The organism is Bradyrhizobium australiense (assembly GCF_013114825.1).
GTDB lineage: Bacteria > Pseudomonadota > Alphaproteobacteria > Rhizobiales > Xanthobacteraceae > Bradyrhizobium > Bradyrhizobium australiense.
The window spans coordinates 114,382-140,070 of record NZ_JAAVLX010000001.1; the positions used below are offsets into that span (position 1 = coordinate 114,382).

At 63.1% G+C, this 25,689-nt stretch carries 16 protein-coding genes; 4 read left to right on the top strand and 12 right to left on the bottom strand.

Annotated features, from left to right (window positions below; all coding sequences use genetic code 11):
* Nucleotides 1-27: 27 nt before the first annotated feature.
* Nucleotides 28-912: a non-homologous end joining protein Ku gene (ku, locus tag HCN58_RS00505; protein WP_171577430.1), complete on the bottom strand. Its 885-nt coding sequence runs from the start codon at nucleotides 910-912 to the stop codon at nucleotides 28-30.
* A 97-nt stretch (nucleotides 913-1,009) separates the two neighbouring features.
* Between ku and ligD the strand changes: the two genes are divergently transcribed.
* Nucleotides 1,010-3,691, top strand: a complete 2,682-nt coding sequence (ligD, locus tag HCN58_RS00510; RefSeq protein ID WP_171577431.1) for a DNA ligase D — start codon at nucleotides 1,010-1,012, stop codon at nucleotides 3,689-3,691.
* A 222-nt stretch (nucleotides 3,692-3,913) separates the two neighbouring features.
* Here the strand turns inward: ligD and HCN58_RS00515 are convergent, their stop codons facing one another.
* Complete coding sequence (locus HCN58_RS00515; RefSeq protein ID WP_065752791.1) at nucleotides 3,914-4,078, bottom strand: DUF3309 family protein; 165 nt, start codon at nucleotides 4,076-4,078, stop codon at nucleotides 3,914-3,916.
* A 167-nt stretch (nucleotides 4,079-4,245) separates the two neighbouring features.
* Here HCN58_RS00515 and HCN58_RS00520 point away from each other — a divergent pair, with 167 nt between their 5' ends.
* Nucleotides 4,246-4,554, top strand: coding sequence for a polyhydroxyalkanoic acid system family protein (locus HCN58_RS00520; protein WP_171577432.1), 309 nt, complete (start codon nucleotides 4,246-4,248; stop codon nucleotides 4,552-4,554).
* Between the two features lie 3 nt (nucleotides 4,555-4,557).
* Here HCN58_RS00520 and treY read toward each other — a convergent pair whose 3' ends face one another.
* From treY to treS, 5 genes are read right to left on the bottom strand one after another with little or no spacing between them, the layout of a single operon-like run.
* Nucleotides 4,558-7,347, bottom strand: coding sequence for a malto-oligosyltrehalose synthase (treY, locus tag HCN58_RS00525; RefSeq protein ID WP_171577433.1), 2,790 nt, complete (start codon nucleotides 7,345-7,347; stop codon nucleotides 4,558-4,560).
* Nucleotides 7,348-7,351: 4 nt separating this feature from the next.
* Nucleotides 7,352-9,103 carry a malto-oligosyltrehalose trehalohydrolase gene (gene treZ / locus HCN58_RS00530; RefSeq protein WP_171577434.1) on the bottom strand — a complete coding sequence of 584 codons (1,752 nt, stop codon included), beginning with the start codon at nucleotides 9,101-9,103 and terminating at the stop codon, nucleotides 7,352-7,354.
* Nucleotides 9,100-11,175 carry a glycogen debranching protein GlgX gene (gene glgX, locus HCN58_RS00535; protein WP_171577435.1) on the bottom strand — a complete coding sequence of 692 codons (2,076 nt, stop codon included), beginning with the start codon at nucleotides 11,173-11,175 and terminating at the stop codon, nucleotides 9,100-9,102. The genes treZ and glgX overlap by 4 nt, the downstream gene beginning before the upstream one ends.
* A 3-nt stretch (nucleotides 11,176-11,178) precedes the next feature.
* Complete coding sequence (gene glgB, locus HCN58_RS00540; RefSeq protein WP_171577436.1) at nucleotides 11,179-13,326, bottom strand: 1,4-alpha-glucan branching protein GlgB; 2,148 nt, start codon at nucleotides 13,324-13,326, stop codon at nucleotides 11,179-11,181.
* Nucleotides 13,323-16,619 carry a maltose alpha-D-glucosyltransferase gene (gene treS, locus HCN58_RS00545; RefSeq protein WP_171577971.1) on the bottom strand — a complete coding sequence of 1,099 codons (3,297 nt, stop codon included), beginning with the start codon at nucleotides 16,617-16,619 and terminating at the stop codon, nucleotides 13,323-13,325. The genes glgB and treS overlap by 4 nt, the downstream gene beginning before the upstream one ends.
* 294 nt (nucleotides 16,620-16,913) lie before the next feature.
* Between treS and malQ the strand changes: the two genes are divergently transcribed.
* Nucleotides 16,914-18,860, top strand: coding sequence for a 4-alpha-glucanotransferase (gene malQ, locus HCN58_RS00550; protein WP_171577437.1), 1,947 nt, complete (start codon nucleotides 16,914-16,916; stop codon nucleotides 18,858-18,860).
* Between the two features lie 70 nt (nucleotides 18,861-18,930).
* Entirely contained in the window at nucleotides 18,931-20,730 is a 1,800-nt protein-coding gene (locus HCN58_RS00555; RefSeq protein ID WP_171577438.1) for a glycoside hydrolase family 15 protein, read from the top strand.
* Between the two features lie 369 nt (nucleotides 20,731-21,099).
* On the opposite strand, the gene HCN58_RS00560 is transcribed toward HCN58_RS00555, so the two are convergent.
* Genes HCN58_RS00560 through gnd form a run of 5 tightly spaced genes read right to left on the bottom strand, consistent with a single transcriptional unit; the run spans nucleotide 21,100 to nucleotide 25,683 of the window.
* Nucleotides 21,100-21,903, bottom strand: coding sequence for a Cof-type HAD-IIB family hydrolase (locus tag HCN58_RS00560; protein WP_171577439.1), 804 nt, complete (start codon nucleotides 21,901-21,903; stop codon nucleotides 21,100-21,102).
* A complete protein-coding gene (locus HCN58_RS00565) occupies nucleotides 21,900-22,388 on the bottom strand; it encodes a gluconokinase (RefSeq protein ID WP_171577972.1) in 489 nt (162 codons plus the stop codon). The genes HCN58_RS00560 and HCN58_RS00565 overlap by 4 nt, the downstream gene beginning before the upstream one ends.
* Nucleotides 22,389-22,410: 22 nt before the next feature.
* The gene (gene pgl / locus HCN58_RS00570) at nucleotides 22,411-23,166 is read right to left on the bottom strand and encodes a 6-phosphogluconolactonase (RefSeq protein WP_171577440.1); all 756 of its coding nucleotides are present in this window, start codon (nucleotides 23,164-23,166) and stop codon (nucleotides 22,411-22,413) included.
* 3 nt (nucleotides 23,167-23,169) lie between these two features.
* Nucleotides 23,170-24,681, bottom strand: coding sequence for a glucose-6-phosphate dehydrogenase (gene zwf / locus HCN58_RS00575; RefSeq protein WP_171577441.1), 1,512 nt, complete (start codon nucleotides 24,679-24,681; stop codon nucleotides 23,170-23,172).
* Between the two features lie 6 nt (nucleotides 24,682-24,687).
* Nucleotides 24,688-25,683, bottom strand: a complete 996-nt coding sequence (gene gnd / locus HCN58_RS00580; protein ID WP_171577442.1) for a phosphogluconate dehydrogenase (NAD(+)-dependent, decarboxylating) — start codon at nucleotides 25,681-25,683, stop codon at nucleotides 24,688-24,690.
* Nucleotides 25,684-25,689 lie beyond the last annotated feature (6 nt).

The window sequence follows — 25,689 nt, forward strand, 5'->3', positions numbered from 1 at the left end:
CTCCTCGCAATGACGGATAAACCTGCGCTAGCTCGCCTTGCGGTGCCTGGCTGCGGACCGGTGCGCTTTCCTTGCTGTCCGGCGTGCCGGCGCCCGCCGCGAGGCCGGGGCATGCGCGCGCCGCTTCGTCGCCGGCTTGCCCTTCAGGCTCGCCTTCAGCGCGTCCATCAGGTTGATGACGTTGTCCGGCTTCTCTTCGGGCTCGGCGACCTTGATCGGCTTGCCGGAAGCCTTGCGCCGCACCAGCGCCTTCAACGCGTTCTCATATTCGTCCTTGAATTTTGAGGGATCGAAATGCGCCGCCTTGGTCTGCAGGATATGGCCCGCGAGTTCGATCATGTCCTTCGTGATCTTCGGGTTCTTAATATCCTCGAAGAAATCCTCTTCGTCGCGCAGTTCGTAGGGGTACCGCAGCGTAGTGCCGAGCAATCCCTTGCCGAGCGGCTCGATCGCCATCACGTGCTCGCGGTTAGTCAAAACGATGCGCGCCAGCGCCACCCGGTCCTCGTCCTTCATGGCGTCGCGGATCACCGCGAAGGCGTCCACCGCGGCTTTGCCGTCGGGGGCGATGTAGTAGGGGTGGTTGTAATACCGCTTGTCGATCTCATCCCTAGGCACGAAACTGTCGATCTCGATCGTGTGATTGCTCTCGATCTGGACGGCTTCCAGTTCCTCCTTTTCGATCTCGACATATTGGCCCTTTTTCAGCTCATAGCCGCGTCCTTTTTGGTCGCTCTCAACGATGTCGCCGGTCTCGGCATCGATCATCTGCTGTTTCAGCCGGTTGCCGGTCTCCTTGTTGATCATGTGAAAACGGGTTTTCTCGACCGATGTCGAGGCCGGATACAGCACGACCGGGCATGACACCAACGAGAGTTTTAGCGAGCCTTTCCAGTAGGCGCGGGGGGCCATTGCAATCTCCGGGCGCGGTTGGGTTTGGGAACTTCAACGGTTAGTATGGGTTTTCGTTCCGGGTGTGCCGCGGGGCGGTTTTGATTGAGGTGTGGCCGTGGCGTTGAAGAAACTCAGCACGTACCGCAAGAAGCGCGATTTTGGCAAAACGGCGGAGCCCTCCGGCGACGTCAAGGTCGCGCCCGCCCGAGAGCGGCGGTTCGTGATTCAGAAGCATGATGCAAGCCGGCTGCATTACGATCTCAGGCTGGAATTCAACGGCGTGTTCAAATCCTGGGCCGTCACCAAGGGGCCGTCGCTCGACCCCCACGACAAGCGGCTGGCGGTAGAGGTCGAGGACCACCCGCTCGATTACGGTGACTTTGAAGGCACCATTCCGGAAGGCCAATACGGCGGCGGCACCGTGATGCTGTGGGATCGTGGCTACTGGGAATCCGATGATCCCGACCGCGGCTTCAGAAAGGGTGACCTGAAATTCACCCTGCATGGCGACAAACTGCATGGCAGCTGGGTGTTGGTGCGGATGAAAGGCGACCGCTATGGCGGCCAGCGCACTAACTGGCTCCTGATCAAGCATCGCGACGAATTTGTGAAGGAGGGTGAGGCCAACGATATTCTCGACCAGGACCGTTCCGTCGCCTCGGGACGGACGATGGAGCAGATCGCGCAAGGCAAGGGCAGGGCGCCGAAGCCGTTCATGCTGGTCGGAAAAACCAAGGCCGACGCGGTCTGGCAATCGAACCGTGGCGACGCCGCCGAGGCGCGGACCGTGCGGAAGACAGCCGCCTTGCGGGCCGCGCCGGAGATCAAGACGCGCGCGCCCGCGCCGGCCGTAAAGCCGAAGAAGGTCGCGGCGATGCCGGATTTCGTCGCGCCGCAGCTTTGCACGGTGGTCGAGCGGCCGCCTAGCGGCGAGGGCTGGTGTCATGAGATCAAGTTCGACGGCTACCGAGTACAATTGCGCGTCGAAAATGGCGATGCGGTGCTCTATACCCGAAAGGGTCTCGACTGGACTGACAAATTCAAGGCGATCGCGGAGGAAGCGAAATCGCTTCCCGACGTGCTGATCGACGGCGAGATCGTCGCGCTCGACCATAACGGCGCGCCCAATTTCTCGACCCTCCAGGCGGCGCTATCGGACGGCGACAGCGGGAGCCTGATCTTCTATGCGTTCGACCTGCTGCTTGCCGACGGCGAAGATCTTCGCAGGCTGCCGCTCGGCGACCGCAAGGCGCGGCTGAAGGAATTGCTGGAGGCGCAAAAGGGCAAGGACAAGCAGATCCGCTATGTCGAGCATTTTGAAAGCGGGGGCGACGCCGTCCTGCAATCAGCCTGCAAGCTCGAACTGGAAGGCATCGTCTCCAAGAAGCTCGATGCGCCCTATCGCTCCGGCCGCACTGAAAGCTGGACCAAGGCGAAATGCCGCGCGGGGCACGAGGTGGTGCTGGGCGGCTGGAAGACCACCAACGGCAAATTCCGCTCGCTGATGGCTGGCGTCTACCGCGGCGATCATCTCGCCTTTGTCGGCATGGTCGGCACCGGTTTCGGGCAGGACAAGGTCCGCCGCATCATGCCGGCGCTGAAGGCGGCGGCCTCCGACAAGAACCCGTTCGGCGGCAAGAACGCGCCGAAGAAAACCCGCGACGTGCATTGGCTGAAGCCCGAACTGGTCGCCGAAATCGAATTCGCAGGCTTTACCGCGGACGGAAATATTCGTCAGGCCGCGTTCAAGGGCCTGCGGCAGGACAAACCGGCCGAGGAAGTGGAGGCGGAGACCCCGTCCAAGGCGGGCATCGCGCAGCCGAAGCCGGGAAGATTGAAAGCCAAGGTCAAGACCAAGGCCAAGACCGCGACCGCGCGGCCTGCGGCCGACAAGGCCGCCGAAGCCATGGGCGTGGTGATCTCGAAGCCTGACAAGGAGATGTGGCCCGATGCCGGCGACGGCGAGCCCGTGACCAAGCTCGATCTCGCCAAATATTTCGAAGCCGTTGGCGAATGGATGATCGGCCATCTCAAGGGCCGCCCTTGCTCCATCGTACGGGCGCCGGACGGCATCCACGGCGAAAAATTCTTCCAGCGGCATGCCATGCAGGGCATGTCCAACCTGCTCGATCTCGCCAACGTCTCAGGCGACCGCAAGCCCTATGTGCAGATCGACCGCATCGAGGGGTTGGCGGCGGTGGCGCAGATCGGCGGCCTGGAGCTGCATCCCTGGAATTGCGCGCCCAATGCCTACGATACGCCGGGCCGGCTGGTGTTCGATCTCGATCCTGCTCCAGATGTCGACTTTGCGGAAGTGATCGAGGCGGCAAAAGACATGCGCCAGCGCCTGACCGCTGTTGGCCTCGAAAGCTTCTGCAAGACCACCGGCGGCAAGGGGCTGCACGTGGTGACGCCGCTGCTTCATGGCGCACGGGACAAGGTCTCGTGGAAGGAGGCCAAGGCGTTCGCGCAAGGTATTTGCCGGTGGATGGCGAACGATGATCCCGAGCGCTATCTGCTCAATATGTCGAAGAAGCTGCGCAAGGGAAAGATCTTCCTCGACTATCTCCGCAACGATCGGATGTCGACCGCGGTCGCTGCCTTGTCGCCACGTGCACGCGAAGGTGCCACCGTATCGATGCCGCTGACCTGGACTCAGGTGCGCGGCGATCTCGATCCGAGGAAGTACACGATCCGCACCGTGCCGTCGTTGCTGGCGAAGACGAAAGCGTGGGACGGCTACGATGACGCGGCAACGTCGATCAAGCCGGCGATCAAGAAGCTGGCGGGGAAGTAAACTTGTCATGCCCCGCGAAGGCGGGGCATCCAATACGCCGCGGCCGCTCGATCGACCAAGAACGTCTCTGGAATACTGGATCACCCGCTTTCGCGGGTGATGACGGTCTTCGTGGCTTCCGTAGGGGAGGCAAAGCGAAGCGTGCCCACCACTGTCCGTGCAACAAGAAAGGTGGGCACGGCGCTAGCGCGCCCTTGCCCACCCTACGATTCTGCGCGTTGTCTACAGCTTGCCAAGCAGCAGCAGGATCAACAGGATCACAATCACCAGACCCAGTCCGCCGCCGCCGTAATAGCCAGTGCCATAGAACGGACCGCCGCCGATGCCGCTGAAGCCGCCAAGCAGGGCGATGATGAGAATGATCAGGATGATGGTGCCGATGGACATAAACCTCTCCTCAGCCCGAACGGGGCGTTCTGCACATTCTGCCCTTCACAGGGAACAACGGCCGTGAGTCATCTAAGTTCCGTTTTGCGTTGCGATAATGCGTGCGGTCCTTACTTTCGAACTGCGTGGAAATTACATGCTGTTAAATCGAGGAGGATTTTTCAGCGATGACCAAACCGCTCGTGGTATCCATTCCGCATAGTCTTGGTCGCGAGGAGGCGATGCGCCGCCTCAAGACAGGACTTTCACGCGCCGCTTCCAGCGTGCCGATGCTGACCGTCGACGAGGAGCGCTGGGAAGACAACCGCATGATCTTCCGCGTGCGCGCCCTTGGGCAAGGCGCGGTAGGCCATGTCGACGTCGCCGAAGATCATGTGCAGGTGGAGGTCGTGTTGCCGTGGTTGCTGCAGCGCTTTGCGGAAGTGGCTCAGGCCGCGATCCGCAGTCGCGGCCAACTGCTGCTGACAAAGAAATAAACGCTAGGCGCCCTTGCGCTTCCGCGCCGGTGCCAGCGCGCCATTGAATCTGGCCTTCAGTGCGGCCACCGGCAGATGTGTCAATAGATCGGACAGACGTAATTGCGTGGCATCGGCGTCGGAAAATCCCTCGATCGAATAGCCGCCGATGTTCAAGGCTGCGTCATAGGTCTCCGGCCGCGGCCAGCTTCGACCGTTGTCGGTAAATGGTGCGAACCACCGCGTGACAACCGTGATCGCAGCCTCGCGGCCTCGCCGCCGAGCGAACGCGATGAAATGGTCGCGACGCGGTCCGCCGACTTCCAAAGGTTCATAGTCGCCATCGGTGAATACATCGGCGAGCTCGGTTCGCAGCTGCAGCAGATACCGTGTCCAGGCCAGTTTCAGATGACCGCTTGGCCATTTCTCGACCAGTCGATCCAAATCGGGATTCTTGAGCGCGTCCAGGCGCCCCGCGCGTTCGGCAAAGTCGACGGGCCGCCGGTTGTCGGGATCGACCAGCGAAAAATCCCAAAGTTCCGTGCCCTGATAGAAGTCCGGCACGCCCGGTATCGTCGCTTTCAGCGTGATCTGGCTGAGCGAGTTCAGCGCGCCCAGCAACGAGAGCCGCGGCGCCAGTGTCTGCAGGGAGCTCAGGAATTCACCCGAGAGCGAAGGATCGAGAATTTTCGCAATGAAGCTCTTGACGCCCGCCTCGTAGGCCGCGTGGGGATTGAGCCAGCTCGTTTCCTGCTTGCCCTCGCGCGCGGCCTTCAGCGCATATTCCTGCATCCGGTCCACAAACGACGCGTCGTCCGGCTGCCATGCGCCCGCCAGCGCTTGATACAGCATGTATTCGAATGTCGCCGACGGCGCGCGCAAATCGCCATCGACGAGCAGATGCGGCGCGTTGAGCAGCTTCCATCGCGCTACCGTGCTGGTCCATTCCCCCGGAATTTCCGAAAGCGCCGTGATGCGCGCACGCGCATCCTCGCCGCGCTTGGTGTCATGCGTCGCCGTCGCCGTCATGCCGTGCGGCGATGCGCCGTCGCGAGACCGCATCATCCCATGAAATTCGTCGGCCGAAAGCGCCTGTGCCGCGGGGTCGCCGCCGACCTCGTTGAGCGCGAGCAGGCGGTGGTAGCGGTAGAACGTCGTGTCCTCCAGCGACTTTGCCATCATTGGTCCGGTGAACTGTTGCACCTTCAATGCAAACCGGCGCACCCGCGGCGCGCTGTGGCGCGTGCGTCCGGGCTTGGTCAGGTCCATTGTCAGGGCGTCGCGCAGGAAGTCGAAGATGCCGTCGTCGGCGGCAAACCAGTCGGCGCGCGCCCGTTCGATCGTCCCCGATATCAACTGGCGATCATGCGCGGACGGGCCCGACGCTGTCAGGTAGGTGCGGTACACCGGAAAGTGCAGCACGTAGAGTTCGAGCGCCTGCCGCAGGCCGTCGGCGGAATAGTCGCGGGTGGAATAATGCCCGCTGGCAATCCGCGCCAAGAGGCGCGTCAGCACCGTGAACTCGCTGGTCAGCAGCGTCTCCAGCACGCGTCGCTTGGCTTCCCGCAAGATCGGTTCGAGCTGCGGCGAACGGTTGCTGATCTGCCGCCATATCTCGTCGAGCGGCTCCAGGCCGCTTCCATTGGTCAGCACACGGGTGATCGCGTTCAGCCACTCATAGCCGGTGGTGCCGTGAACGCCGGCGAACGGCGGCAGCGTTTCGTGCTCGCCGAGAATTTTCTCGACCACCACATAGAAGGGCCTGCTCCGCCCGCCGTGCGCCTCGCGAATCAGCCGGCGCAGGCGCTGGCAATACTGGACGGGATCGCGCAGGCCATCGATGTGATCGAGCCGCAACCCCTGAAGCTTTCCCTCCGCAATCAGTCGTTTCACCAGGCGATGGGTCGCCTCGAAGGTGCCGGCGTCCTCGACGCGCAAGCCCGCCAGTGTGTTGATGTCGAAGAAGCGTCTGTAGTTGATGTCGCTGGAAGCGAGCCGCCAGTGGCCGAGCTTGTAGTGCTGACGTTCGAGCAGATGATGCAGCGCAAGCGTCGCAGCGGCGCGATCGGGTCCGGCGCGATAGGCCGCAAGCCCACGCGCGATGATCCCGGCGGCTTCAGTGATGCCCTTCAATTCGGACTTGAAGACAGGTGCTTCCCTGCGGTTGGGACGTCGCGGTCCCTGATAACGGGAGGCCAGCGCAAGCATGGCCCTGGCAGGCGCGCTTTCCTCCGCGCCCGCTTCCTTGACGATCATACGCAGGATTTCGCCATAACGTTCCGGCGCGATCGGCAGCCGATGCTCAAAGTACCAGGCCGAAAAACTGCCTTCGCCGGCGTCATAGCGCAATTCGATCTCGCCGTTTTCCAGCGCCTGACCGTAGGACGAGCCGATGATGGGCAGCAGCACCCCGCCGCGGGCGCGATACGGCAATTGTTCCCAGTCAATATCGAAGGAGGCCGCGTGCGGCGAGGCGGGACCCCATTCCAGCACGTCGAGCCACCACGGATTATCAGCGCAATGCACGCCCACGTGGTTGGGTACGAAATCCAGGACCAGCCCGAGATCGTGTTGCCGCAGCGTAGCGCTCAGCCGCTCGAAGCCGGGTCCGCCGCCGAGCTCGGGATTGAACTGGGCGTGGTCAATGACGTCGTAGCCATGTGCGCTGCCCTTGCGGGCGCGCATGAAAGGCGACGCATAGAGATGGGTGATGCCGAGCGCCTTCAGGTAGGGTACCACGGCAGCGGCGGCGTCGAAATCGAAATCCGCCGACAGTTGCAGGCGGTAGGTCGCGATCGGGATCGCCGGGGGCATTTTCCTATCCGATGCGCCAGTGCACCGTCCATGGCGGGACGCTGTCGCCCAACTCGCTGCCCCAGATCAGGGTTCCTGCAGCTTCGCCGTGGCTGACAGCTTTTTCCGACGGGTTGGCGGTGAGGCGAAGCGTCGTGCCATCGCCCATGCGCCAGTCGGCTGTCAGCAATCCGTTGCTTTCGGCGTCTGCTCTTCCAAAGGCTGCACCCGTCAGCCGCGGTACAATCTCCTGCCGCCGGACCTGCAGCAGTTTTCGCACCATGGTCAGACGCTTCCGTCCCGCCGGCGCGTCGCGGCCATCCCAGTCGAGCACGGCGGAATCCCGTGTCGAAGCGGCAAGCGCGTCGGGGACTTCGTCGCCATATTCTGCATAGGCCCAGGCCAGTTCGACGCGGCGGCCCTTCCGAACCGCGTCGGCGAGTTCGCCGCCGAAATCGCAGAAGAACGGGAAGGGGACGGTTGAACCCCATTCCTCGCCCATGAACAGCATGGGGATGTGCGGCGCGATCAGCAGGACCTGAAGCGCCGCCTCGATCATCCGCGCGTCGGCGTTGCCTTCTAGCCGGTCGCCCAGCGCACGATTACCGATCTGGTCGTGGTTCTGCAGGAAGTTGATGAAGGCGGTCGGCGCCAGATGGCCGCTTGGCTCGCCACGCCTGACGCCGCGAAAAGCGGATGGCTCGCCCTGGTAGACGAAACCTGATGACAGCGAGCGGGCGATATCCGAGATCGGCGAACGCTGATAGTCGCCATAATAGCCCTGCTTCTCGCCGGTCATCAGCACGCGCCAGGCGTGATGGTAGTCGTCGTTCCATTGTGCGCGGTATTTGCCTTGTGGTGGGTCCCCCACCGGGTCCAGAATGCTGGCGCGGTTGTCGCCGTTCTCCAGCACGAGGTGAATGTGCCGGCCGGTTTCCGCGGCCAATTGGCCGGCAGCAGCGCTGATGTCGTGCAGCAGTGACAGCCCGCCCGGCTCGACGATCGAGTTGACGGCATCGAGCCGCAGTCCATCGAAGCGATAGTCGCGCAGCCAGGAGAGCGCGTTCTCGATCGCAAAGGCGCGGACTTCCTTCACGCGATAGTCGATCGCGTTGCCCCACGGCGTATGCGCTTCGGTGAAGAAGGAAGGCGCATAGCGGCCGAGATAATTTCCCTCGGGGCCGAAATGGTTGTAGACCACGTCGAGCATCACCATCAGCCCGCGCAGATGCGCCTCGTCGATCAGCGCCTTGAGATCTTCGGGACGGCCATAGGCGCTGTCGGGCGCGTACCACAAGACGCCGTCATAGCCCCAGTTGCGGGAACCGGCGAAATCCGCCAGCGGCATCAATTCCAATGCGGTGATCCCGGTAGCCACGAGGTGATCGAGCCTGTCGATCATCGCGCGATAGCTGCCTTCACGGGTGAAGGTGCCGACATGGGCCTCGACGATAACCGCCTCCTGCCACGGCCGTCCGCGCCAGCTTGCGGCCCGCCACGGATAGGCGTCATGGTCGATCACTTCGCTCGGGCCGAAAATGTCCTCGGGCTGAAACAGCGAAGCTGGATCGGGGACATCGAGTTCGTCATCGATGCGGAATTTGTAGCGCGCGCCGGCCTTGACACCGGCAATATCGACCGTGAACCAGCCGTCCTCGCCGCGCCTCATCGCGTGAGGTTGCTCCAGCATCACCTCGACGTGTTTCGCCGCCGGCGCCCACAGCCGAAACCGCGTGCCGTAGTTTGTCAAAAGCGGGCCGAATTGCCGGTCATTCATGCCGCGCCCGCAAAGGCAAGCACCGACCGCGGCGGCGCGCTGGTTTCGGCGCCCGAAGCGAATTCGGCGGCGGCCAGCACGTTCTCGGTGGTGTTCAGTATCTGCTGCCAGTTCTTGTATTCGGGCATCTGCGGCAACTTGAAAGCAATCTCTTCGGGCGCAGCGTTCAGCACGATAAAGATCGGCGGCTGCCCTTGTTCCAAGGGCCCCAGTACGTAGGCGAGGAACCGTCCTTCCGGAAAATTCCAGTCGGCCTCCTGCATCTCCTCGGCCGCCGGCGTCAGCCACAGCACGCCGTAGGAGCCGTCCTTGCGTCGCCCGGAGAGCCAGCGCTGGTAGCGCAGTTGCGGGAAGCGCCGGCGCAGCGCGGTCATATGACCGACGAAATCAGTGAGGTCGTCGCCTGGCTTCCCGAGATTGTCCCAATTGACCCAGCCGATCTCATTGTCCTGGCAATAGGCATTGTTGTTGCCGTTCTGCGAATTGCCGACCTCATCGCCGGCCAGCAGCAGGGGCGTCCCCTGCGCGAGGAACAGGCAGGCGAGCTGGTTCTTGCGAAGCTGCCGGCGCAGCGCCACGATCGCGGCGTCGGTGGTCGGGCCCTCATGGCCGCAATTGTTGCTGTGGTTGTCGTTGGAGCCGTCGCGGTTGTCCTCGCCGTTGGCCTCGTTGTGCTTCTCGTTGTAGCTGAACAGGTCGGCCAGCGTGAAACCGTCATGGACGGTGATGTGGTTGATGCTGGCACGGGTTGCGCGGTTATCGTGGTGGAACAGATCGGATGAGGCGGTCATGCGGCGCGAGACGTCGCCGATCAGGCTGCCTTCGCCGCTCCAGTAGCGCCGCAACGCGCTGCGATAACGGTCATTCCATTCCGACCATTGCGAGGGAAACGCGCCGACCTGATAGCCGCCCAGGCCGAGATCCCACGGCTCGGCGACGAGCTTGGCGGTTGCCAGCACCGGGTCCTGCCGCACGGCCGTGAGGAACGCAGAATTGCGGTCGAAACCGTTCGGCCCGCGCGCCAGCGTGGTGGCGAGGTCGAAGCGGAAGCCATCGACGTGGCAAACCTCGACCCAGTAGCGCAGCGAATCCATCACCATCTGCAGCACGCGCGGATGGGTGAGGTTGACCGAGCTGCCGCAGCCTGTGAAGTCGTCATAGTAGCGCGGATGCTCCTTGTTGAGCCAATAATAGGACGCGTTGTCGATACCGCGGAAACACAGCGTCGGGCCGAGATGATTGCCCTCAGCAGTATGGTTATAGACGACGTCGAGCATCACCTCGATGCCGGCGTCGTGCAGCCGCGCCACCGTGGTGCGGAACGCATCGAGGGCGTTGTCCTGCGCATAGCGCGGCTCCGGCGCGAAGAACGCAAGCGTGTTGTAGCCCCAGTAGTTCGCAAGCTTCCGTTCCACCAGCACCCGGTCGTCGATCAGCCCGTGGATCGGCAATAACTCGATGGTGGTGACGCCGAGCTTCTTGAGATGGCCGATCATCGCCGGCGAGCACAGCCCGCCATAGGTGCCGCGCCAGCCCGGCGCGACATCGTCGCGCTTCTGTGTCAGGCCTTTGACGTGGGCCTCGTAGATGATGGTGTCTTCCCAGGCGATGTTTGGCCGAATCTCGCGGCGGCCCCAGTTGAAGCTCTCGTCGACCACGACCGCCTTCGGCATGCCGCGCGCATTGTCGCGGCGGTCGAACGAAAGATCCTCGCGCGCGCTCCCCGTTCGATAGCCGAAATGCGCGTCGCTCCACACCAGCCGGCCGGCAAGCCGCTTGGCATAGGGATCGAGCAACAGCTTGTTGGCGTTGAAGCGGTGCCCCCGCTCGGGCGCGTAGGGACCGTGGACGCGGTAGCCGTAGAGCTGTCCGGGCGAGACGTCGTTGAGATAGCCGTGCCAGACGTCCTCGTTGCGCTCGGGCAATTCGATCCGCTCGAGCTCGCGGCGGCCCTGGCCGTCGAACAGGCAAAGCTCGACCTTTTCCGCGTTGGCCGAGAACAGCGCAAAGTTGGTGCCCCTGCCGTCCCAGCTTGCTCCGAGGCGGGCGGGGCTTCCCGCGGACAATCGCATGCGTCAGCTTTCCGGTACGAGAAAGATCGCAGCCAGAGGCGGAATGGTGAGGCTGAGTTCGGGGATGTTACCTTCCAGGGTCTGGACTTCGCCGACGTTGCCGACATTGCTGCCGCCATAGTGCGCAGCGTCGGAATTGAGCGCTTCCTTCCATTTACCGGCGAACGGCACTCGGACGCGGTAATTATTATAGACGTTCGGCGAGAAGTTCACGACCACGAGGCAGCGCGCGTGCGCATCGAAACCCTTGCGCAGCCAGGCAAAGACGTTGCCGCCGGAATCATGGGTGATGACCCACTCAAATCCCGCCTGGTTGCAATCCATCTGGTGCAGCGCCGGAACGCTGCGATAGAGCCGGTTGAGGTCGCGGATCAGGTTCTGGATGCCGCTATGGCGGTGCTGCGCCAACAGGTGCCAGTCAAGCGAATGATCGTGATTCCATTCGCGCTCCTGGCCGAATTCGCAGCCCATGAACAGGAGCTTCTTGCCGGGATGGCCGAACATGAAGCTGTAATAGGCGCGCAAGTTCGCAAAGCGCTGCCATTCGTCGCCCGGCATACGGCCGAGGATCGACCGCTTGCCGTGCACGACTTCGTCGTGGGACAGCGGCAGAATGAAATTCTCTGAAAATGCGTAATGCAGGCCGAACAGCACGTCGCCGTGATGATGCTTCCGGTATATCGGATCCTTGCCGATATATTTCAGCGTGTCGTGCATCCAGCCCATGTTCCATTTGAAGCCGAAGCCGAGCCCGCCATATTCGACCGGCTGCGAGACCTGCGGCCATGCGGTGGATTCCTCCGCAGCCGTGGTGGCTTCCGGAAAATGCCCAAACACTTCGATGTTGAAGCGGCGCAGGAACTCGATAGCTTCGAGGTTTTCTCTCCCGCCATGCCGGTTCGGAATCCACTCGCCGGCGGGCCGGCTGTAGTCGAGGTAGAGCATCGAGGCGACGGCATCGACGCGCAGGCCGTCGACACCGTAGCGATCGAGCCAGAACAGCGCGTTGGAAACCAGGAAATTGACCACTTCGGTGCGGCCGTAATTATAGATCAGCGTGCCCCAGTCGAGATGGCGACCCTGCAGCGGATTCGCGTGCTCGTAGAGCGCGGTGCCGTCGAAATAGCCGAGCCCATGCGGATCGTCGGGAAAATGTCCGGGCACCCAGTCGAGCCATACGCCGAGCCCCTCGCGATGGCAGGCATCGACGAGAGCGGAAAAATCTTCCGGCGTGCCGAACCGGCTGGTCGGCGCGTAGAGGCCGGTCGGCTGATAGCCCCAGGAGCCATCGAACGGATGTTCGCTGACGGGCAGAAACTCGAGATGGGTAAAGCCCATATCCTTCGCGTAGGCCGGAAGCTGTTCGGCGAGGTCGCGATAGCTCAGCCATTCATTGCCGTTCTTGCGCCGCCAGGAGCCGAGGTGAACCTCGTAGATCGAGATCGGCGCCTCCAGCGCGTTGATGCCCGATGGCGCCGGGCGCGGATGCGGAATTCTGCTTTCGTCGACGACGATCGAGGCCGTCGAGGGCCGGACCTCCGCCGCAAAGGCCACCGGATCGGATTTCAGCGGCAGATGCCGTCCGTCGGAACCGGTGATGTCGAACTTGTAGCGGTCCCCGGCACGGGCATGGGGCACGAACAGTTCCCAATAGCCGACGCCGCGCACCCGCATTGGATGCCGCCGCGCATTCCAGAAATTGAAATCGCCGACCACGTTGACGCCCTTGGCGTTCGGCGCCAGTACCACGAATGCCACGCCGTCGACGCCGTCGAGCATCATTGGATGCGCGCCGAGCTTGTCGTAGATCCGCCGGTGGGTGCCTTCGCCCAGGAGATAGAGGTCGAAGTCGCTGAGCACAGGCGGGAAGCGGTAGGGGTCGTCGAGATCAACGACGTTTTCGCCGAAGCGGGCGCGGAGCTGGTAGCGTTTCGATCCGTTCGGCAGCGCGCCCGCAAACAGCCCGGCATCGTGAATCCGCTGCAGCGGCGCCGTCTCGCCATGCTCGCAGATCGCCTCCACGTTGGAAGCTTCGGGGATGAAAGCGCGCACCACGCTGCGGCCGTCTTCACTGTGCAAGCCGAGGTAATGAAACGGATCGGAATGCTTGCCTTCGATGATGGCGTAGGCCTCGGCGGGTAGCTTGGTCATGAGGCCTCGAAAGACGGTTGCGACAACATTCTGATGATTCCGGCCAGTGGCACGCGCAGCCATTCCGGCCGGAATGACAGTTCGTGTTCGATCTCGCTCAAGGCCTTCTCGAGCAGGAAGAAGGTCAGCAGGCTCTCTGCCGTCGTCGGATTGGCAGGCCACAGCCGTTGGTCGGTCATGGCTTCACGGTAGGCGACGAGAAATGCGGTTGTTGCCCGGTCCCGCCAGTCGCCAAGCGCCGCGCCGAGCTTGCCGGGCTCATCGTGGGCTACTTTGAGCGCGCGCTCAAGGGCTGCGGTTGCCGAATAATCGATCGAGCGGATCAGGCTTGCGATGTCGCGTGCTGCAGGCGCCTTGCGGCGGCGTTCGGCGATACTGCGCCGCGGCGCGCCTTCGAAGTCGACGATGAAGATGTCGTCCTTGACGATCAGCAACTGACTGAGATCGAGGTCGCCATGGCAGCGGATGTTGGCGGCGTCGGCCTCGCGTAGCAGCAGCGTTTCCAGCCAATCCGGCAGGACCGGCTGCAACGCCAGCACCTGGTCGGCCAGCGCTCGATCGGCTTCCTTCAGCGTGTCTCGCCGCTGCCGAAGCGCATCGAAAACGCGCCCGGCGCTGAGCATCAGATCGTCGATCCAGAGCTGCACGTCGTCGCGGCCGGTCGGCTCCGGCGCGAATTCGGCCAGCTCTCCGTTGCTGGCGAGCGCAACATGCAGCTCGGCCACGCGCCGTCCGGCCTGCGACATGTAACGCAAATAGGGGATCTCTTCCTCGCGCTCCCCGGGATGCACGCTGGTCGCCAATAGACGCTGCTCCTCGACGAAACGATCGAGGTAGGCCGCACTCACGGTCCAGAGGTCGCCCTGATTGGCGATGAAGGCGTGAACGACGCCGACCGCGCTCTTCTCATTGCCCTCGACCAGTTCGACGCTGCCGAGCAGCGCCGGTGTGTTGGCAAAGTTGACGGTATCGGTGAGGAAGCGCCCCATCTCGATCTCGGGACTGATGCCTGGCTGAAGCGTGCGGTAGATCTTCACCACATAGTCGTTGTCCACCAGGGCGGTGCTGCGCGGCTGCTCGGAATCGACGGTGCGGATGTGCTCGGGCTGCCGGATCGGCTTGTCGCCGAAGCGGCTGGTCGGCCGGAACTCGAGCCGCAAACCCTGTTCGCTCTCATCGACCGTCAGCGATTGCTGCAGGTTACGCAAAAATAACGCAACGAAGATCGGGTCGGTAGCGACGTCGAGCAGCGTACCCTCGCGCGCGCCCTGGCGAACAGCGGCCAGCGCATGCGGATTGTAGCGCTCGCGGTCGAAGCGCACCCATTCGATCTGCATCGGCAGCACGTACCGCGTGGTAACACCGCGCTGCGTCGTTTCGAAAAAGGCGAGCCATGGCCGGTTGTCGCCGATGTCGCAGAACGGAATTGCCGACGTCAGTTTCGGATGGATCGCCTTGGCCGAGCGTTCCGGGTACCAGCGGCTGCGCGCCAGATGTCCCGGCAGCACGTCGCGCTCGAACACGCCGCGCTCGCGCGCCAGCGACACCCAGGTCGCGTTCAGCGGCACGACCAACGTCTCGAACTCGGGGACCGCGCGCTGCGGCACCGGCGCCGATTTGTCGCGCTCCTGCAGTTCGAACCAGTAGAAGCCGTAAGGCGACAGCGTGATCATGTAGGGCAACTCGCCGATCGCGGGGAAGCGGGTGCGTCCGAGCATTTCCAGCGGGATACGGTCCTTGAAGGCGGAGAGATCCAGTTCGGTCGCCTGAGCCGATCGCGACAGGTTGGCGACGCACAGGATCACCTCGTCCCGGTACTGGCGCACATAGCACAGTACCGAGCGGTTCTCCGGGCGGATAAACGTCATGCTGCCGCGGCCGAAGGCCAGCGTCGATTTGCGGACCGCGATCAGCCGCTTGGTGGCAGAAAGCAGTGAGGAGAGGCTGCGCGACTGCGCCTCGACGTTGACGGACTCGTAGCCATAGACCGGGTCCATGATGGTCGGCGCGTAGAGCCGCGCGGGGTCGGCACGGGAGAAGCCGCCATTGCGGTCCGGCGTCCACTGCATCGGGGTGCGGACGCCGTTGCGGTCGCCGAGATAGATGTTGTCGCCCATGCCGATCTCATCGCCGTAATAGATGATCGGCGTGCCCGGAAACGAGAACAGGAGCGAGTTCATCAGCTCGATCTTGCGCCGGTCGTTGTCCATCAAGGGCGCGAGCCGCCGGCGGATGCCGACATTGATGCGGGCGCGGGGGTCGTTGGCGTAGGTCGACCACAGATAGTCGCGCTCGACGTCGGTGACCATTTCCAGCGTCAATTCGTCATGATTGCGCAGGAACAGCGCCCATTGGCAGTTGCTCGGGATATCCGGCGTCTGGCGCAGGATGTCGGTGATGGGAAATCGGTCTTCCTGCGCGATCGCCATGTAGATGCGCGGCATCAGCGGAAAGTGATAGGCCATGTGGCATTCATCGCCACGGCCGAAATATTCCTGCACGTCCTCGGGCCATTGATTCGCCTCGGCCAGCAGCACCTTGCCTTTTGCGTAGGCATCGAGTTCGCTGCGCAGCCGCTTGATGACGGCATGCGTCTCCGGCAGGTTCTCGTTGTTGGTGCCGTCGCGCTCGCAGAGATAGGGAATGGCGTCGAGACGAAAGCCGTCGACGCCGGTGTCGAGCCAGCGCTTCATCACCTGCACCAGCGCGCTCACCACGCGCGGATTGTCGAAATTGAGGTCCGGCTGGTGCGAGAAGAAGCGGTGCCAGTAGAACTGGCCGGCTTCCGGATCCCAGGTCCAGTTCGACTTCTCTGTATCAGTGAAAATGATCCGCGTGCCCTGGTATTTCTGGTCGGTATCGCTCCAGACATACCAGTTGCGGGCGCTCGACTTCGGGTCCGAGCGGCGGGCGCGCTTGAACCAGTCGTGCTGGTCGGACGTGTGGTTGATGACGAGTTCGGTGATCACGCGCAGGCCGCGCTTTTTGGCTTCCTGGATGAAGCGCTTGAAATCCTTCATCGTCCCGAAATCGGGATTGATGTCGCCGTAGTCGGCGATGTCGTAGCCGTCATCGCGGCCGGGGGAGGGGTAAAACGGCAACAGCCACAATGTGGTGACGCCAAGATCCTGCAGATAGCCGAGTTTCTCGGTCAGCCCGGCGAAGTCGCCGATGCCGTCATTGTTACTGTCCGCGAACGCCTTGACGTGGAGCTGGTAGATGATGGCATCCTTGTACCAGAGCTCGTCGGTGGCGGTGTCGGCCGCTGGTATTTCCTTTGCTTCCAGCAAAATCTCGCCGCCTTTATCCAGCGGATAGGTACCGTCGATAGTAAGGGAGACGCCGGCGTTGGAGCTCTCGGCGGTTTGCGCTTTTTTGTTCACGGTGATGCCATTGCCATGGAAATGACGTCCCCGTTTCGTTTGCAGAAAGGGAGACGTTCCGGACATAGATAGAAAGCCACTCGCCCCGCTTTGGTTCCAGTGGAACCGTTGGCGGGCCCGAGCGTTACACAGCTTCTATCTCCTTCCCGTAATTGGACAATTTCGCGACATCGGTTTGATGTTTGCGTGCAAAGTACGTGCCGAATGGATCTTTTTGCTCAAGCCAAGGCCCAGGGAATCCAGACCGAGTTCGTGGATGGTCAGGGCCGTCGCCGTGTGACAGACGCCGCCGCTCTCAAAATTATCCTGGATGCCCTGCCGCCGCAGGTGCCGGGGCCGCTGGTTGGCCACCCGGTCGTGGTCCGGTCCGGACGGCCGTCGCGAACCGAAATCCCTGCAGCCAGGCTCCCGGTGGAGTGGAAAATCGTGGCGGATTCAGGAGTTATCGCCAAGGGCGAGAACTCGGATCATGCCATCGACTGGCCCAGGGACCTGCCGCTCGGCATCTACCGGCTGCAGGTGAGCGATACCGCGAGCGCGGAGAATGTGCCGCTGATTTCGGCGCCGGAACGGGCGTTTGGCGGCGAGTTCGACCGCTGCTGGCTGCTCGCGGCCCAGCTTTACGCCGTTCGCTCGGCGCGCAATTGGGGCATGGGCGACTTCACCGACCTTGCGAGCTTGATCGAACTCGCCGATCAACTCGGCGCGGACGGCGTCGGCCTCAATCCGCTACACGTCCTGTTCGACGATCGCCCGGGCGATTGCAGCCCGTATTCGCCAAACAGCCGGTTGTTTCTCAACGCGCTCTACATCGACGTCGAAAAGCTTCCCGAATACCAGCTCGATTCCGAAACAAGCGAGGCGCTGGCGCCGTTGCGGGCAGGCGACATCGTCGATTATGTCGGCGTCGCCGGTTTGAAGTGGCGCGCGCTTCGTTCCGCCTTTGCTGCCTTCAAGGCCGACGCCAAGCCGGCCCGCCAACAGGATTTCGACCAATTCCGCACCGAGCGCGGCACATTGCTGTCACACTTTGCCTGCTTCGAGGTACTCCGGCACAAATTCGGCAAGCCGTGGTGGCAATGGCCCGAAGAGTGGCGTCAGCCGGACGATGCCAGATGCGCCGCCTTGCGCGAGGGCGCGGACGCCGGTGAAATCGAATTCGTCGAATTTGTGCAGTGGACCGCCGACCGGCAGCTCGGCGCTGCCAGCGATCTGGCGAAGAAGCTCGGCATGAAGGTCGGGCTCTATCTCGATGTCGCAGTCGGCGTGCAGGCCGACGGGTTCGATGCCTGGAATGAACAGGTCGCGATCTCCCGCCATCTGGGCGTCGGCGCGCCACCCGATCCGCTCAACACCGCCGGCCAGAGCTGGGGCCTCGCCGGCTTTAATGCGGCAGGGCTCGAGCGGCAGTCCTTTGCGCCGTATCGCGACATGCTGCGCGCCTCGATGCGGCACGCCGGCGCGATCCGGCTGGATCATGTGCTGGGCCTGAAACGGCTCTATCTGGTGCCGCAGGGCTTCACCGCACGCGACGGTGTCTATGTGCAGATGCCGTTCGAGGCGCTGCTCGCGGTGACCGCGCTGGAAAGCCTCGCCCATCGCTGCGTCGTGATCGGCGAAGATCTCGGCACGGTGCCGGAAGGATTTCGCGACCAGATCGCCGATTGGGGCATCTGGTCATATCTCGTGATGATGTTCGAGCGCGACGACCACGGATCGTTCCGCAACATCGATCATTACCTGACCAATGCGCTCGTCACCTTCAACACCCATGATCTCTCGACCTATGCCGGCTGGCGCTCGTTCGGCGATCTCGAGCTGAAGCGCTCGCTCGGGATCGATCCGGGCGAGAGCGACGAGGCGCGCTGGCACGCGCTTGCCATGCTGGACGACGTGCTGCGGCATCACGCCATCGACCGCAACGATCTTTATTCGGTCGCGAATTTCCTGGCGCGGACCAAATCGCGGCTGCTCGCGGTCTCACTGGAGGATCTGCTCGGGGTGGTCGACCAGCCCAATATCCCCGGCACCGTCAACGAGCATCCGAACTGGCGGCGGCGGCTTCCGGTGCCGATCGAAGAGATGGCGTCCACAGTCGACGTCGTCGCACTCAAGGCGGCAACCCATGAGCGGTCACGCGCCGCGATCTGACGAGCTCGAGGACGAGGTAAGCGGGATGACAGTTGGAAGAAATGCCGTTCCGCTCTGGTGGTGAATCATCTTGTCGTGCCGGATCGAAGACTACGGGTTGATCGGCGATTGCGAGACCGCGGCACTGGTCGGCCGTGACGGATCGATCGATTGGCTGTGCTGGCCGGCCTTCGATTCCGACGCGTGCTTTGCGGCCCTTCTCGGTACCCACAAGCACGGCCGCTGGCTGATCGCACCAGCGGAGGAGGTCACCGGCACGTCGCGGCGCTATTGGGACCATACTCTGATCCTGGAGACACGGTTCGAGACGGCTGACGGCGCGGTCGATCTGATCGATTTCATGCCGCCGCGCGGCAACGCCTCCGATGTGGTGCGGCTGGTGCGCGGCGTGCGCGGGCGGGTCAGGATGCATATGCAACTGGTGATCCGCTTCGGCTTCGGCATCGACATTCCCTGGGTCAAGAAGAGCGAGGACGGCTCCGCGTTGCTCGCGATCTGCGGGCAGGACATGACGGTGTTGCGCACGCCGGTCGAAACCCGCGGCGAGGATTTGACGACGGTGGCCGATTTCGAGGTCGGCGAGGGCGATACCGTTCCCTTCGTGCTCACCTACGGTCCGTCGCATCTGCCGGTGCCGAAGCCGATCGACCCGTCATATGCGTTGAAGGATACCGAGGCGTTCTGGAGCGAATGGTGCAGCCGCTGCAGCTATCAAAGCGAATATCGCGATCTCGTGATGCGCTCGCTGATCACGCTGAAGGCGCAGACCTATGCCCCGACCGGCGGCATCGTCGCTGCGCCGACGACCTCGCTGCCGGAAAAGCTCGGCGGCGCCAGGAATTGGGATTATCGCTTCTGCTGGCTGCGCGACGCCACCTTCACGCTGCTGGCGCTGATGAACTCGGGTTATACCGAAGAAGCCTCCGCCTGGCACCGTTGGCTGCTGCGGGCAGCGGCGGGTTCTCCCGCCAACATGCAGATCATGTACGGAATCATGGGACACCGGCGTCTGCTGGAATGGGAGGCCACGTGGCTGCCCGGCTATGAAGGGGCACGTCCCGTGCGGGTCGGCAACGCCGCGCATGCGCAGCTACAGCTCGACGTCTACGGTGAATTGATCGACGCCTTTCACCAGTGGCGTGTGGCCAAGCTCGAAATGGATGAAACCAGCTGGGCGTTGGAATGCGCCGTGCTGCAGCACCTTGCCGGACGGTGGGACCAGCCGGATCACGGCATCTGGGAGCGCCGCGGCGCGGGCAAGCATTATGTCTCATCGAAGGTAATGACCTGGGTGGCGTTCGACCGCGGAATCAAGAGCGCCGAGACGTTCGGCCTCAAGGCGCCGCTGGTGAAGTGGCGGGTGCTGCGCGACGCCATTCACCGCGACGTCTGCGCCAAGGGATTTGATCCCGAACTGAACGCGTTCGTCGAGTCATACGGCTCAAAAATGCTCGACGCCAGCATCCTGTTGCTGCCGTCGGTGGGATTTCTGCCGCCTGAAGATCCCCGCGTGCGGGGCACGTTGGAGGCGACCGAACGGCATCTCATGCGCGATGGCTTCGTGCTGCGGCACGATCCTCGTGAAGCGGAGAAACAGCCGGCTGAAGGCGCGTTCCTCGCCTGCACGCTGTGGCTGGCGGATGCCTATGTTCTGGCGGGTGAGTTCGCCAAGGCGCAAGACCTGTTTGACCGCGTCGTCGCCGTCGCCAACGACCTCGGCCTCCTGGCTGAGGAGTACGATACGGCGGCCCGCCGCCAGACCGGCAATTTCCCGCAAGCCCTCACGCATATCGCGCTGATCAACACCGCGCACAATCTTAGCCTAGCGAAGAAGTCGACCGAGAAGCCGGCGATGCAGCGCTCGAAATAGCGGTCGAGGCCGGTAGGGTGGGTAAAGGCGCGCAGTGCCGTGCCCACCATCTCACGTCTTGCTCGAAAATGGTGGGCACGCTTCCGCCTTCCTCGTTGAGCTACGGTCGACAAGTCGCTTTGCCCACCCTTCCGCGCTCGCTATGACGGTAAGGCCGCGCGGTGGCGGCCACGAAAGTCGCGCGAGCCGGCACCCGTCTTCGCCGCGGCAGGTTCGGGCTGGGGAGCCTGCCTTCATGGGAGGAGACGGCGGTCGGGCACCGGCTCGCGCTTGCCGATCGTGCCGGCCGACAGAAACGGATTCGCCGCGCGAAGACTTTGAGAATTGCGCGATTTGTCCTTGAGGCGGGCTTGATACGCCGGCTCTTGCCTAACCGAGCCGCAGCACCGTCTCAATCGCGCGCGCAAACCCGTCGTGCTCGTTACTTTCGGTTACATGCGTCGCGTGCTTCTTGATGCCTTCGGCCGCGTTGCCCATCGCAAACGAGATGCCGCTTCGGGCAAACATCGGAAGGTCGTTCTCCATGTCGCCGATGGTCGCGACCGCTGCGGCCGAAATGCCGAGCCGCCTGATCATGGCGTCCACGAAGGTGCCCTTGTCCTGACCGGGCGGCGTGACGTCGAGATAATAGGTCTGCGAGCGGACCGCGGTCGCCGCCCGGCCGACGGCCTCCTGCATCGCCACCTCGCAGCGCTGCAACAGCTCGGCGTCCGAACTGGCACCGACGATCTTGCAGGCTTCCGCGAGATGCGGCTTGAAGTCGGCGATGATCGTCGGGTCGGCCTTGATGGCCCGCTTCTCGTGCGGGACATACTCGCCATCGGGATTGCGCGTGTACCAGCGCTGATTGGTGAACAGCCACATATCGACGCCGAAGGCATTGAGCACGTCGAGGCTGCGCTGCGCCACGGTTGCGCCGATCAGATGCTGCTCGATCGGCTTCAATTTGTCATCGACGATCGAGCTGCCGTTAAAGGCACCGACCGGAAGCGTGATCGAAAGCGGCTCGATCAGAAAGCCCATGCCGATGGTCGGCCGGCTGGAGACGATGGTGAAACCGATGCCGGCCGCATGCAGCTTGCGCACGGCCGCCTTGGCGCCATCGGTCAGGACCTTGTCGTGCGTCAACAGGGTGCCGTCGACGTCGGAAACAACGAGCGCAATACGTGTCATTGGGGGACCAGGTTCAATTGACCGACGATGTCATCCACGATGTTCTCGACCGTAGCATCGATCGATACCCTGATCGGCCGCTCGCCCGCGCCCGGCGGCTCCAGCGTCCTGAACTGGCTGGCGAGCAGGCCCGGCGGCATGAAATGTCCCTTGCGGGTGGCAAGCCGGGCCGCGATCAGATCCTGCGTTCCATCAAGAAAGACGATGCGAACATCGTCGCGGCCGTGTACGAGGATATCGCGATAGGCGCGCTTCAACGCCGAGCAGGCGATCACGGCATGCTCGCTGGATGCGCAAACGCGGTCGATCTCGTCGGCAATCGCCTGCAGCCATGGCCAGCGGTCTTCGTCGGTCAGCGGATGGCCGGCGCTCATCTTCGCAACGTTGGCTGGCGGGTGGAATTGGTCGCCGTCCTCGTAGCGCCAGCCGAGGCGCCTGGCGAGATGAGCGGCGATGGTGCTCTTGCCCGAACCGGAAACGCCCATCACCACCAGCGCGCAAGGAGTCCTATCGCCCACCAAAATCCTCCGGAAGCGCTTCCCGGTCCACCAGCCAGACCGTCTCGCCGGTGGATCGCGCGCGGTTGGCAGGCAGGTTCTCGCGGGCAAAGAGGCGCGTCAAGATCGCGCGCTTCCCGGCGCCCGCAATCTCGAACAGCATTTCGCGGCAGGAGCCAAGGATGGGCAGCGTGAGGGTAATCCGCGGGACGAACGGCTCGACATTCGCGCGTGGCACGCCGACTACCCAGCGCGCGGTCTCCTCGAGCGCCGGATCGCCGGGAAATAGCGAGGCGGTGTGGCCATCGGGACCTACACCCATCAGCACGAGATCGAACACGGGGCGGCTTTGATCGAGCGTGTCTGCCCCATAGAACGATTGCAGTTCCTGTTCGTACAGCGCGGCGCACCGGTCGGGATCCGCCGGGTCGGCGGTCGCGGTCGGAATCAGATGGATGTTCGCCGCCGGCGCGCATCGATCCAGGAAAGTCCTCCGCGCCATGCCCATGTTGTTGAGTGGATCGTCCGCCGGCACAAAGCGCTCGTCGCCGATGAACCAGTGCACGCGCTGCCACGGGATGCGGCTTCGATAGGCGTCGGTGGCGAGCACTTGATAAAGCTGTCTCGGGCTCGATCCGCCAGTCAGGCAAATCGCCACGCGGCCGCTATTGGCCCCGATCCTGGCCAGCACGCGTTCGGCCGCGGCCTCGGCCAGTGCGGCCGGATCGGCGACCGCAATCACGCGGCGATTGTCGTTCGCTGTCATCGCTCACCCAAGCTTTCGCCAGCTTCGGCCGTCGCGTTCAAGCAAATCGTTGGCTTCTTCCGGTCCTTCGCTGCCGGGTTCGTAAACCTTCAGTCCTTTGCCGCCGGCCTTCTTCCAGGCATCGAGGAACGGCTGCACCGCCTGCCACCCGGCCTCGACGCTGTCGGCGCGCTGAAACAGGATGTTGTCGCCGATCATGCAGTCGTAGATCAGCGTCTCGTAGCCGGTGGAAGGCTCGGCCTTGAAGTAGTCCTTGTAGCGGAACTTCATCTCGACCCCGTCGATGTTGATGTTCGGCCCCGGCACCTTGGTGTTGAATTGAAGCGCGATCCCCTCGGTCGGCTCGGTCGAGATGATGAGATAATTCTGCGACAGCCGGTCCACTGGCGTGTCCCGGAACATCGCAAACGGCGCCTGCTTGAACTTGATTGCGATTTCGGTGCGCTTGACGCCGAGCGCCTTACCGGTGCGGAGATAAAAAGGCACGCCGGCCCAGCGCCAATTGTCGATGGTCAGCTTCAGCGCGGCATAAGTCTCGGTGGTGCTGCCAGGCTTGACTTCGGGGGTCTTGCGATAGTCCTCGATTTCGACATCGCCGATCTTGCCGCCCCGATATTGACCGCGCACCGAATTCTGCAACGCCTCTTGCTCGCTCTGCATCTGGATCGCAGCGAGCACATCCGCCTTTTCCGTGCGAACCGAATGTGCATCGAACCGGATCGGCGGCTCCATGGCGACGAGCGAAAGCAACTGAAAGAGATGGTTGGGCACCATGTCGCGCAATGCGCCGGTAGCATCGTAGAAACTGCCGCGATGGCCGACGCCGAGCTTTTCGTCGACCGTGATCTGAATATGGTCGATGTGGTTGCGGTTCCAGATCGGCTCGAACATGCCGTTGGCAAAGCGCAGCACCAGAATGTTCTGCACCGTCTCCTTGCCGAGATAATGGTCGATCCGGTAGATTTGGTGCTCATCGACGAGCTTGAGCAGTTCACCGTTGAGCGCTTTTGCCGAAGCGAGGTCGGTGCCGAACGGCTTTTCGACCACCAGTCGCCGCCATGCGCCGTTCTCCGCCAGCATGCCTGTGCGGCCAAGCTCGCGGCTGATTGGCAGGAAAGCGTTGGGCGGCGTTGCGAGATAAAAAAGGCGATTGCCGCCGGTATTGCGAGCGGCTTCCAATTTATCGAGCTGTTTGCTCATCGCATCGAACGAGGCCGGGTCTTTGGGATCGGCCTCGATACAAGTTACGCATTCAAGCAGACGTTGCGCAATTGCATCGTCCACCGGTCGCGTCGCGAACTGGCGCAAGCCTTTCACCAGGCTGCCACGAAGTTCATCGTTTGTCATGCCCTTACGGGCAACGCCGACCACGCAGAACTTGTCCGGCAGCAGATTGGATGCCTCGAGGTTATAGAGCGCGGGGATCACCAGCCGATGCGTGAGATCCCCGGTGACGCCGAAAATGACGAAGGAGCAGGGATCGGGCTTCTTCTGTGTCGTTTGACCCATCTCCATGACTGCTCACGCCTTCAAAGTGGGCTTCTTCGGCGGCTCCTTGTGGCCACCGAAGCCGGCCCGCATCGCGGAAAGAATCTTTTCCGCAAAGGTGTGATCCTTGCGCGAACGGAAGCGCGCATAGAGTGCCGCCGTCAGCACTTCCGCCGGCACGGCCTCGTCGATCGCAGCGTTGACCGTCCATCGGCCTTCGCCGGAATCTTCGACAAAGCCGGAGTAGGTGTCGAGTGTCTGGTTTTCCGCGAGCGCGGAAGCGGTGAGATCGAGCAGCCAGGAGGGGATCACGCTGCCGCGCCGCCACACCTCGGCGATGTCGGCCATGTCGAACTCGAAGCGATGCTCAGGCGGCAGCGCGTCGATATTGGCGTTCTTCAGGATGTCAAAGCCCTCGGCATAGGCCTGCATCAGGCCGTATTCGATGCCGTTATGGATCATCTTGACGAAGTGTCCGGCGCCCGACGGGCCGGCGTGGATATAGCCCTGCTCGACGCGCGGGTCGCGGCCCTCACGCCCCGATGTGCGCGGGATGTCGCCGACGCCCGGCGCCAGCGTCTTGAAGATCGGATCGAGCTGGTCGACGACCGTCTTGTCGCCGCCGATCATCATGCAATACCCGCGCTCGATGCCCCAGACGCCGCCGCTGGTGCCGACGTCGAGATAGTGGATGCCTTTTGCCTTCAGTGCCGCGCCGCGGCGGACGTCGTCCTGCCAGAACGTGTTGCCGCCATCGATGATGACGTCGCCGGGCTGCATCAGCTTTGCGAGCGCCTCGATGGTTGCCTCGGTGATCTTGCCGGCCGGCAGCATCACCCAGGCCGTGCGCGGCTTCTCCAGCTTCGCCACGAAATCTTCCAGCGTGTCAGCGCCGGTTGCGCCTTCGCCGGCGAGGCTGGCCACCGCCTTGGCGTCCTTGTCATAGACCACAGCGGTGTGGCCGTTCTTCATCAGCCGGCGGACGATGTTGCCGCCCATCCGGCCGAGGCCGATCATGCCGAGTTGCATAGCTTG